The sequence below is a fragment of the Cellvibrio sp. genome (assembly GCF_046347455.1).
Taxonomy (GTDB): Bacteria; Pseudomonadota; Gammaproteobacteria; order Pseudomonadales; family Cellvibrionaceae; genus Cellvibrio.
Genome location: NZ_JAXMGC010000002.1, coordinates 471892 through 483706, shown reverse-complemented (window position 1 = coordinate 483706; position 11815 = coordinate 471892). Strand labels below are relative to the sequence as shown.

The 11815-nt window shown below is 44.9% G+C and carries 6 protein-coding genes; all 6 read right to left on the bottom strand.

Annotation, left to right across the window (positions count from 1 at the left end):
• Positions 1–291: 291 nt before the first annotated feature.
• Positions 292–1797, bottom strand: coding sequence for a tryptophan halogenase family protein (locus U1F02_RS05945; RefSeq protein ID WP_409989448.1), 1506 nt, complete (start codon positions 1795–1797; stop codon positions 292–294).
• Between the two features lie 144 nt (positions 1798–1941).
• Positions 1942–3450 carry a tryptophan halogenase family protein gene (locus U1F02_RS05940; protein ID WP_409989447.1) on the bottom strand — a complete coding sequence of 503 codons (1509 nt, stop codon included), beginning with the start codon at positions 3448–3450 and terminating at the stop codon, positions 1942–1944.
• Positions 3451–3549: 99 nt separating this feature from the next.
• Entirely contained in the window at positions 3550–6513 is a 2964-nt protein-coding gene (locus tag U1F02_RS05935) for a TonB-dependent receptor (RefSeq protein WP_409989446.1), read from the bottom strand.
• Between the two features lie 637 nt (positions 6514–7150).
• Positions 7151–9073, bottom strand: coding sequence for a glycoside hydrolase family 97 N-terminal domain-containing protein (locus tag U1F02_RS05930; protein ID WP_409989445.1), 1923 nt, complete (start codon positions 9071–9073; stop codon positions 7151–7153).
• A 256-nt stretch (positions 9074–9329) separates the two neighbouring features.
• Positions 9330–10289, bottom strand: coding sequence for a HEAT repeat domain-containing protein (locus U1F02_RS05925; protein ID WP_409989444.1), 960 nt, complete (start codon positions 10287–10289; stop codon positions 9330–9332).
• An 84-nt stretch (positions 10290–10373) separates the two neighbouring features.
• A complete protein-coding gene (locus U1F02_RS05920) occupies positions 10374–11429 on the bottom strand; it encodes a glycoside hydrolase family 11 protein (protein ID WP_409989443.1) in 1056 nt (351 codons plus the stop codon).
• Between the last annotated feature and the right edge of the window lie 386 nt (positions 11430–11815).

The window sequence follows — 11815 nt, the reverse complement described above, 5'->3', positions numbered from 1 at the left end:
GGTGAGAGACGGTCACAATCAAAGCCAGCCTGAAATTCAAACTGCTTTATCAACTCGTGGACGCTACTCTAGAGCCACCTGACAGCGCTGTCAATAAGGCAGCTTAAATAAAACTTAAAACGTTTAAAATTGCCAAAATGACCGCAATTTCATGATTCAAAACAATGAAATACTTTGCATTATTCGCAAGCAAGGAAACGGCAATTAAAAATAGGCCGTCAATAGCAAATACGAGTCGCTCGTATTCACGATGGCATTAGACGGTTAGATTAAACAAATAAAGTCGTAAACCTATAGATCTGCTTTGCAATATTTATCAATGAAGGCTTGGTGGTGTAGCGCATAACTCGCAGCATCTTTAATAGTGGTTTCAATTTTTTCCAATTGTTGGCCAAGAGCACTGATATTGAACTGCTCTACTCTAAGATCAAATGTTTCGGGAATAATATTGAAACCGTTGTAAATGCTAATCCAACTCGCATCTCCGAATGATTCACCTTCATTCTTAATTAAGTGGCCGCGGTGCTTAAACATGTTTATTTTTTGCTGCAGTGCTTCAGGGATGGGTATTTCCTGAACGTAATTCCAAAACGGAGAATCATTACGTTGTGATAGTTTGTAATGAAGCAGTATGAAATCCCGGATGCGTTCCATTTCTACTTGCGCTAAACGATTGGCCTCGTCCATGTCGTTTTCATTAAATGAATTATCGGGGAAAAACATCAAAAGCTTGCTAATGCCTGTTTGAATCAAGGAAATGCTGGTTGATTCCAGTGGTTCCAGAAAGCCGCTGGATAAACCCAAGGCAACACAATTTTTGTTCCAGAACTTTTTCCTGCGGCCTGTGATGAATTTGATTACCTTCGGCGTAGTGAGAGGTTTTCCATCGAGTGAAAGCAGCAGCTTTTGAGTTGCATCTGCATCACTAATGAATTTGTCGCAATAAACATAGCCGTTGCCTATACGGTGTTGCAAAGGAATTTTCCATTTCCATCCGGCTTCCAACGCGGTTGTTTTTGTATAGGATGTAGGCTCTGTTGTGCTTTCGCTTTGAACAGCCACTGCGCTATTAACAGGCAACCATTCCGACCAGTCTTCATAACCGGTTTTCAGCGCACCTTCGATTAACAAACCTTTAAATCCTGTGCAATCTATAAATAAATCGCCGGCCAAATCTCCTGCATGCTCAAGCTTAATTCCTGCAATAAATCCATTGTCTGCGAGATTGACCCCCGTCACTTTATCTTCATGACGAATTACGCCGCGAGCTTCAGAATAATCCCTCAAATAGTTGGCGTACAGGGATGCATCAAAATGAAAAGCATAATGATAGTTTGCTAGTGGGGATGTGGTGTTCGGGTTGGGCTGGGAAAATTTATTTTGGCGTGCAAGTATTGAGGGCAGGCAATAATTCTCCAGCGCTGATGCTTTTCCTTGTTTAAATAAGACTTGCCAAATTTGATAAAAGTCTACGCCGCCTAAAGGCTGCCCGTAGTTCGAGAAAGGATGAAAGAATCTAGTGCCTATATTTTTCCAATCGTTAAACTCAATACCAAGCTTAAAGGTCGCTTTAGTTTTTTTTATAAAATCTATTTGGTCTATTCCAAGCGAATTATTAAAATCGAGAATGCCGGGTAAGGTGGCTTCACCTACCCCAATAGTGCCAATTTCATTTGATTCTACTAAATGTATTTCGATATTCTTGTGACTTAAAAATTTAGAAAGACTTGCAGCAGCCATCCAGCCGGATGTTCCACCACCGACGATAATTATATTTTTTATAGGAGTGAAATTCATCCTGTTTTATCCTGATTTAAGAGGTTGAAAAGCTATTACAATGCTAGCTCGTTGCCCGTTAAGTGCTTTATTTTTGCTGAATTATTTTCCAACATAGAGACTACAATTCAAAATACCCTTAACAGGAAATAGCCAATCCGTTCGTTAAGGATCAATGCCGGAAATATAATTCAGAAACTCGTTGTGCGACTGGGATTGCTCAACCGTGCTTTTAACAGAAGCGCGCATTTCCTCAAACACATTTAGCAGGTAAGCATTGCTAAAATAATCCGCTTGCGGATCATAATTATCCGGCAAATAGTTATATCCGTTGTAGATTGACGTCCAACTAGATGCCTGGAAAATCTCGTGCGGATATTTAACTAAATGCCCACGGGATTTAAACAGGCGATTCTTATAGGATAGCTCGTCCGGAACACTCATTGCACGACAGTAAGTCCAAAATTCTGAATCTGTCCTGTTACTTGCTTTGTAATGAAAAATAACGAAATCCCGAACGCGCTCGTATTCCACTTGAGTTCGGTAATTAAATTCTGTGACCACATCTTCGTTAAAACTCATGTCAGGAAAAAATAAACGGATTTTATCTATCGCCAACTCTATGAGCGCAATACTGGTAGACTCAAGTGGCTCCAAAAATCCTGAAGACAAACCAACTGCAATACAATTTTTATTCCACGCTTTTTTTCGACGACCTGGGGTAAATTTAATGATGCGAGGGTTGTTTAATAATTTACCGTCAATATTTTTTACCAAACAATCAGTAGCCTCATCATCGCTGATGTGATTGCTACTGTAGACATGGCCATTACCGGCACGATGCTGCAGTGGGATTTTCCAGCGCCACCCGGCTTTTTCGGCGATTGAAACTGTATAAGGCAAGGGTATTTCGTGACTCTCGCTTTGAACGGCTACCGCCCTATCACAAAGCAACCATTGCGACCAATCCTCGTATCCGGTTTTTAATGCTCCCTCAATCAACAATCCTTGAAAACCAGAGCAATCAATAAATAAATCACCGTTAATTTTTTCGCCACGTTCAAGACTCAAACTTTCAATAAATCCATCATCGGCTCGCAAGTTAACACTAACCACTTTGTCGGCGACATGCTTTACCCCATTTTTAATTGAAAAATCCTTTAAATAGTCTGCAAATAAAGCCGCATCAAAATGCAACGCCCAATCAAATACCGACATTGTCGACGGCGGATTTTCTGACGGAAAAGTAAACTTTCCACTTTTCGCTAACTGAACACCCAGCGAAAATTCACTGATATCAGCTTTATAACCAGAGGCTCGTAATTTCATACAATAGTGATGAAACGGTACGCCGCGCACCGACTGCCCGTATAACGCAAACGGGTGAAAAAAAGATGAACCAATTGAATTCCAATTTTGAAATTCAATACCAAGCTTACAAGTTGCGTTGGTTGCGCGCATCACATCAATATCGTGCATACCGAGCTTTTGGTAAAACTCGCGAATCGTTGGAATGGTTGCCTCGCCTACACCAACAGTTCCAATGGTTGGAAACTCAACAAGCAAAAATGATATAGGCAAATGGGCAAAGGCTTTGGACAGACTTGCCGCAGTCATCCAACCCGCTGTTCCGCCACCCACTATAACAACGGAATTTATATGTTTGCTCACCATAAAATACTCAACCGTAACAACTAGTTTCGCAAATAAAAAAACCACCTTAGCAAGCGCCAAGGTGGTTTTTTTACGATCTAATCAGACAACAAACCCATATTAGAACTTGGTTCTTAAACCAAGCGTGTAACGTGGCTCATACACTGATTCATAAATGAATTGGTCTGGAGTACCGAGATAGTATCTTTCTTTCTCGCCGGTAATGTTAGAACCATTCAATGAAACAGTCATGCTGTCATTGATATCATAGCTTACGCTTGCATCAACATAAGTAGTCGCTTCTTGGTAACCCAACAAACCACTTTTGTTTTCGCCAGTGAAGCGCTCACTACGATAGTTGTAAGCGATACGCGCTTGCAAACCTTCGTTTTGATACCAAGCAACCAAGTTGTATTGGTTTTTAGAGTTGTCGTTAAACTCTGGATGCTTACCGTTAATATCCTTTTGATAAGTATTTTCAGAAGGAGAGTAAGTGTAGTTAGCATCAACACCGAAATGCGACCAGAAGCCAGGCAAGAAATCAAACGCTTGTTTCGCACCCAACTCCAGACCTTTAACAGTACCGCCTGAACCTTGTGACTTTCTGCTGACTTTGGTGGTGCGACGAACGATACCGTCTAAATCTGGCCACTCTTCTTGAGTTTCAACAGTGACTGGGAAGCTGTCGATATCAACTTTGAACAAGCCGATGCTTAACAAACTACCTGGAGCCGTATACCACTCCGCAGAAAAGTCCATGTTAGTTGAGCGCCATGGATCCAATGCCGGGTTGCCTTTGAAATCAACGCCTGTTACGCGGTGAATATTGTTATCAACTTGATCAATGGTGTAACCAACGCTAAGTGATTTTCCGTACTGATCCAAATCCAACGCAGTAGCATTTTTAGACCACGCAGCGCGCAGCTTAATATCGTCTGTCACATCTGCTGCAATGTTGAACGCTGGCAACACATCTGTGTAAGAACGGCTGGTATAACGATCGCCGTTGTCAACGCTCGCTAAACCGTAACTACGACCGTCACCGGTGATATTTTGTTTAACATTGAGTTCGGTTTCGATTACACGAACACCCAAGTTACCGGAGAAGATATCTTGTTTGAAATTGAATTGAACAAACTCTGACTGCTCATTCAAACCTACAATGAAAGAATCGCCTGGGTTCACGCTGTGGTTAAAGTTACCGTAAAACTTCTTATGGAAGCCTGGGATATCATCCATGCTATTTGGATCAACCGCATAAACCGGTGGAATACCTTTTACGTCGCCGTATTCAGATACTTTTATCGTTTTGAAGTCTGACATCGGCACATAACCAACGGCAGTGAACGGAACCCACTTGCCATCAACCATCTCACCTACTTGACAGTCACCATCAAAGCGAACATCGGTCGCCTTCCAACGCGCGTCACAACCAGCCGCGTTTACAGTACCGTCTTTCCTCAAGGCACCTGGATAGAAAGTCGATGTACCATGCCATTCGTCATCCACAACATCACGCTTGGAAAGCCGTACACCCGCGTCGATACTGGTAATGAAACCTTCGTCAAATTTGTAACTGCCGTTGGCACGGAACACAGTCAAGTCACCGGTTCTGTCGTAATTGTTTTCAGAACTGATTGCAGCAGTGTTGTACGATTTAATATCGCTAATGTAATCAGCAATAGTAGCGTTTGGACCTTTAGGGCCAGTCACTTTGTTATTCCAGCCAGACCACACCGGATCCGCGCCGCGATAGTCTACGAGGATGTTCGCTTTACCCGTCCAACCATAAGGGTTTGGTTTTACCCATGAGCCAGGAATACGAATACCCTTCCCGGTACCCGGTGCGTTTTTGTCATCATCAGTCCATACGTTGGTGTTGCTAGCGTCACCGCTGAACAAATCGCTTTGGAAGTAACTGTTGATATTAGATTGTGAAGCATGGCCCTTAATGAAACGTACATTGGAGGTGAATGGACCGCCATTGTCGTATTTCAATTCAATGTTAAAGTCTTGTGATCTGGAGAAGTACTCGTTATTTTCGGAGTAACTTTGGATACGAGAAACAGTTGCGTCATAAGCCTTGGTCGCTACAAAGTTACCCAAGCCACCCTGAGGAACTGCGGCACCTGCAGGAACAGTGAAGTAGTTAAAGCTAGCCCATTTATTTTCAGCCGCCAAACCAACCTGACGATTGTATTCGTCTTGCTTTGTATAGAAAAAGTCAGTGATTAACTGAAACCCTTCACCTAAATCGACCTGACCAGAAATGTTCAAGCCGGTACGCTCGCGCTCAGTCACTTTGTTAAACGCATCGAAACCTTCTGGCCCCGCATAAAGGTGGTCTTTGTTGGGATCAGACGGCAAGCCAACCAGCTGCACCCAACCATAACCGCCACCAGCAGGACCAGCGTATTGGTTTGATAAGTTAGATTTGGAGTAAACACCACCAACCAGAATACCAACTTTGTCATTTTTCCAGTTAATAAGACCATTAACGCTAGGATCTGTCTCGCGAGTGGTGGTGCCGGTTGAAACCTCTGCACCTAACGCGGTAGTAAAACCATCATCTTTAAAATCAAAAGGACGGCGCGTTTTTAAATCAATAGTACCAGTCAAACCTGCAGTCAAAATATTTGCTGTTGGAGCTTTAATGACATCAGCGCCCTTCAACAATTGCGATGGAATATCACCAAAGTTAGGCTGCGCAGATACGATTGAGTTGGCACCTAAATAAGACTCGCCGTTCAACAAGGTATTTACTTGCGGCAAACCACGAACATTTACGCTACCGCCCTCGCCGGCGCTACGACGAATTTGGATACCCGGGATACGCTGCAATGAGTCGGAAATAGTGGCATCAGGCAACTTGCCGATATCTTCAGCTGCAATAGAATCAACGACACTGGCTGCCGAACGCTTGGAGTTTACAGCGCTTTCTTGAGCACCCTTTACGCCGAGTACAACAATTTCTTCAACTGCCAAATCCTCTTGCGCGAACGTCACACTGGTGAAACCAGTCAATGCCAGCGACGCTATGGACGTCGCCAACACCGTTCGCTTAAAGCTTTTTGATTTATTCATGGAGATCTCCTTTGTTATATGTGAGGAACCACTTTTTTGTATTACATCAAGCACCCAATCACAGCAGCTCTGCAGCTCAATCAGGTAAAAACAGCTCTTCGTTTTAAGAGCTTTTGCTGGTTGCTATTGCAGTAGCTCGCAGCAATTCGGAACACGGGCTTTGAACGCCCCGAAAACTTGGGTTAAGAAAAGAAACTAACGTTAAAAAACCTATTTACGCGTCAAATCTTTTGTTGCCAAACACTGAAAATGAAACGGATTACATTTATTTGATAGTAGGTTTTCGTTAAATCAATATAATTATTCAATTAAAAATCCGATAAATATAGCAAATATTCTGTAAAATCAGCCATTTTGCACCATTTTGAAGCATTATTATAATTTGCAACGGGCAGACATTTCCCAAAAAAAGTAATCGGTTACATTTTCTGCGTATTTGACCTAAAAAACCCCTTCATGGCAAGAAAAATTTTTTGAGATGCTTAATCTTTCAAGAAAAAGGCTGCTTTTTCCCCAACCTTATGGTCTGGCACGGTTGATTTGCATAAGAAAAAACCCGTACCTCTCACGAAGTACGGGTTTGATATACAGCTCTGATAGAGCCTGAACACACTAAAAAAGGGGCTGTACCCTCAAGCTACTTAAAGGCAGCCACGAAACCACCGTGAGATTTAATGGTGATTGCGGTAGCTTTATCCGTACCGATTTCAGTTTGGGTAAATTCACGCTCGGTTGCGCCATCGGTAATCAACATCGCTTTTTTGTTGCCGATAAAGCTCAAATCCAAGGTGAGGCTCACATCGGCCGCATCGCCATTGAAACCGGCCAAATACCAGCTGTCGCCAGACTTACGTGCAACCACCAAATACTTGCCAGGAACGCCATCTAAGAACTTCACGTCATCCCAGGAACGCGGCAAATCTTGCAAGAAGGCTTTCACGTAATCAGGTGCGGTCGCCATGCCTTCGGGGATTTCCGCAAAGTGCTGAATGCCGGAGAGGAACAGTACTGATTCCGCAATTTCAAAGCCATTTCGCGTTGCGCGTTTGATGTTGGGGATATCGCCAAACGCCATGGGTGTAAAGTCCATAGGGTCAAACAGGTTGCGCGCGAACGCAGCCATGACCGCGTGAGCTGGTACGGCGTCCTGATTCGCTTGAGTGAAGGTGGTGAACTCAAAGCCTTTGATGGCTTCCATAGTCATGAGGTTTGGATAGGTACGCTGCCAGCCGCGCGGCAAGGTCGCGCCGTGGAAGTTGATCAGCAAACCTTCCGCCGCCGCATCTTTCAGAATGTCGATGTAGTAAGCAATCATGGAGCGACCGTCGCCGCCGAAGAAATCGATTTTCAAGCCTTTCACGCCCATTTCACGCAACAAAGCAAATTCTTTTACGCGTTGCTCATGCGTCAGCAATTTACTTTTTGGGCTCATTTGGGTGCCGTTCCAATCTCCCGAAGAGTTGTACCAAAGAATGATGCCGATGTTTTTAGTCTTGGCGTAATCCACCAACTCTTTCATTTTTTCATAGCCGATTTTTTTATCCCAATCGGCATCGATCAGGGTGTAATCCCATTTCATGTCCACGGCATAGTCGATGAACTTTTTCTGTACATCGAACACAGTGAAATCGTCTTTTAAGATTGCCCAGCTCCAGGATGCATGACCCGGTTGAACCAAGTTTTTATCGAACGCAATCGCAGGGTCAGCAAGGTCGGTACCCAAGGTGGATTCCATCAGCGTTGGCAAACTACCAATCGCCAATACGCGCCAAGGTGATACTAAATCTTTATCGCTCTCAGCCAAGAGGTTTCCACCGGTGAAGACTTCGGCAGCCATAGGCAGGCCAATTTTATATTCGCCTTTAGCGGAATCAGCTTGCAGACGCGAGGCGTGGAAGCTGCCATCCATGTTCACTTCCGTGATGGCTACCCAAGTATCATCAGTTTTGTAGAGCGCGGGGAAAACCCAACCGGCCGGGCTTGGTGAAGCTGTACCCACCGGAATATCCGTTAAATAGGTTTCTTCATAGGAAGGGTTGGTATTAGCAAAGCCTGTTTGAGCAACGGCCATGGATTGCATCCAGGCTTTGGTGTTTTCAGCAAAACTGAAACTGGTGGTTTCGTTTTTAAATTGCAGATGCTTTTTGGAAGGGTTAGGCACTTGGTAACGGAACGCAACACCGTCGTTAGAGAGACGGAAGGTCACCTGAATCTCCTGCCCGCCCGCATTATTAAGGGTGATAGTTTGCTCGTTGGCGCGGTATTGGATCTTGTGCTTTTTACCCACCATCATTTCATAGTCATCGCTTACCGCTTTAAGGGGCGATGTGCTTTTAATCTTCAGACCTTTAGTGAAGTCAGCGTCGCTCAACTCCAAACCGAGCGATGAGGTTTTGATAACAGGCTTGCCATCGCGCAAGACGCTGTATTGCAGCGTACCCTGCTCTGTTTGGCTCAGGTGAACCTGAAGATGTTTATCCGGGCTAGTAATGTCTTGCGGGGTATTTTTGGCGCAAGACACCAGCAGCAAGCAGGTCATGCCGACGTAAAGTTTTCTCATGGATTTTTCTCTCTGTATGGGATTTTTTGTTATGAATGACCCAGACCTTCTTCAACGAAGAGGGCTAGTCTATATGTATTATCATATATATTTATATCATAGATGAACGACCAGTCACCACACGACACGGCGGCGGGTGTGTTGGAATTTGTAAAGCTGGGGACGCGGGAAGACAGCCTTGGGAGGGAAAAACGAGCGAGATGTGACTCTCGCTCAAAAACAGCAGGTGTAACTCGGTTAACGCTAGGGTAATACCTTAAGGGTGCGGCAGGATGGGCAGCTCAGCCGCTATATCCGCACTCGACAAACTGGTTCGCGCACTGTCACTCAGATTGCGCAACTGCCCAGCCACATCAATTGCCAGCGAACTAATCGCAGGGTCAGGATCGTTCACAAGGGCCTCCACCAACCTCAAGTGAGACTGATTTCCCGTAGCGCGCATAGCCAGAAGCGCATCCAAACGCACATTGATATCCGCATCATGCAGCATGGGTGCAATGACATTTACTGCATTCGCATAATGGGTTTTCGCCAAGTTTTGCAGCGCGTGCTGGCGCTCTACCGGGTTCTCGCTTTTCAGCTGGTTGCGAGCATCTGATAAGTGATTTTCCATAAGCGCGTTATTACCGCGCTGGGACAATACTTGAGCAATAGTCCGTTTTACGTCTGGGTCTGATTGTTTGTTGTAAAGCGATTGCAAGGCATAGTCCGGCATGTTTTCCCGATCATTTGCCATGTCATATATACCCTTGCTGACAATCGCAAGCTTCTCTTGCGATGCGTCGTTCGCCAACAAATCGCTGACTTTTTCGGCAAACGAACGGGGATCATCCACCGAACGTGTACCCAAATCTTTTAAGGTTTGGCTTACATCTATAGGCGCAGCTGCCGCGAATTGCCCTTCCTCGTCTTGTACCTGAGGTGAACCAGCGGCGGTCTGGCTGGACGATTTTGTAAGCGGGAGCTTAGGGCTATTGAGACTGCGGCTTTGCAGCGATAGCCAGTTATTGTTTTTTAATTCCTGATCTTTTTTATCTAGCAAGGCTTCAAGCGCCTTAATCCTGTTTTCCATCAACAAGATTTTTTGTGTCTGGTCTGATGAGTCGACAATAAAAAGCTGAACTGAATATGCCAGCAAAGCACCTATGCAAGCGGCAATAATGAGCGCTTTTATCGAGCCAAGTTTGACAGCGCCAGATTGAGGGGAAGTGGACATAGGCTTCTCGCAGTGTTTGTTTTCACATTTTTAAGGCGATAAAAAGACCAACCCCGAAGGGCTGGCCTTAATCAAACAAACAACTTAGATGTTGCCGTAACCAATAGCGCCGTTACAGTGCATCCACTCGCTCAAGCCGTTGCCGCCGCCACAAGCACCGTTTTGGTAAACACCGGTGTTGTAGGTTTGGGCTTCAGATTGACGAACAGAACCGTTAACGCTGATGTAATCCACTTGAACATCGCGGTTACCAGAGTCATTGGTGTACTCAACCAAAGTACCGCCACTCAAACTGGTAGTCGCCGTGTAGTTGGTCATAGTGGTCGACAAGGTCCAAGTTTGAACCGCGGTGCCGTTTACTTTCAGAGTGATGCTTTCGCCACCCGCTGAACCTTTAGCGCGTACAACGATGGTTTTGCTACCACCCGCTGCAGAGCTTGAGCTACCACCACCAGTATTGGTGCCTTCGCTCACGGTAATGTTTGAGCTACCGCTACTTTGGTAACCCTCGGTTTCCATAATCATGTAGTCCCAAGTAGAACCCATGTTCAAACCTTTAGCCTTCCACGCATCAAAGTGGTTACCAGTAGTAACCGAACCGCTTGAACGCTTGGAAGTACGAACGCTCCAGTATTGGTCAAAGGTTGCAGTACCAATAATCGAAGGTTGGTTAACGCGAGTGGTTTTGTAGATGTTGTAAGTACCACCGTCAGACGTGAATGTACCCAAAGAGGTACCGCCTGGTGGGGTCCAGCTACCGTAGTTTTCAACGATGTAATACTCAATCAAGGGGTTTTTGGTCCAACCGTAAACGGCCAGGTACCCGTTGCTGCCACCATTGAAGCTTCCAGAGAAGTTCACCACTTTACGGCCGCCTGTCGCCCAGCCTTTACCTGCGGTAAAGTTGCCAGTGTTGCTCCAGGAGGTTGAGTAGTTTCCGCCAGAGCCTAAGGTCATCGAAGCCGAACCCGGCTTGTCAGTCCAGAAGGAATAGTAGAAACCGTTGTTGGTTCCGGTTGTGTTAGAGCTGATCGTTTGCGCGCTAGCCGCTTGGCCAAGCCCCAGCAAACCAGCTGATACAGCAACAAAACCTAAAACCTGACTAACTCGGGGTAGCACTCTTTTTATTGTGTTTTTCATCTTGCATCTCTCATTTAATGGATTGACTAGTCAAACCCAATCCCACAGACCAACAGAACCCTGCATACGCAAAATGTATTGGAATGTCGAAAACGGTTTGTCCAGGTTGATGTCGATTGCGACCATCACCCATTCATTATTTTTTATCGGGCTGATGGCATCCATTCCCCGTCATGATATGAACCAATAGAGGCAATCGACGGTACGCCCTGAGGGGGAGCGCAAAATGAATGTAGAACAAACTTTATCCAACTTTCAATAAGAAAAGAAAAACATGCAAAAAGTTAAAGTCATTGTGACTAATAGTGACAAGTGGCGGTTACACACTGGGTTGAATGTAAACACACTAGGATAATTGAAAACAAAAGATTGCGAAAAACAACACA

Bases quoted from the DNA above. Each gene is read 5' to 3' on its own strand.
- U1F02_RS05940 (WP_409989447.1), bottom strand. From the start codon at position 3,450: ATGGTGAGCAAACATATAAATTCCGTTGTTATAGTGGGTGGCGGAACA.
- U1F02_RS05945 (WP_409989448.1), bottom strand. From the start codon at position 1,797: ATGAATTTCACTCCTATAAAAAATATAATTATCGTCGGTGGTGGAACA.
- U1F02_RS05920 (WP_409989443.1), bottom strand. From the start codon at position 11,429: ATGAAAAACACAATAAAAAGAGTGCTACCCCGAGTTAGTCAGGTTTTA.
- U1F02_RS05925 (WP_409989444.1), bottom strand. From the start codon at position 10,289: ATGTCCACTTCCCCTCAATCTGGCGCTGTCAAACTTGGCTCGATAAAA.
- U1F02_RS05930 (WP_409989445.1), bottom strand. From the start codon at position 9,073: ATGAGAAAACTTTACGTCGGCATGACCTGCTTGCTGCTGGTGTCTTGC.
- U1F02_RS05935 (WP_409989446.1), bottom strand. From the start codon at position 6,513: ATGAATAAATCAAAAAGCTTTAAGCGAACGGTGTTGGCGACGTCCATA.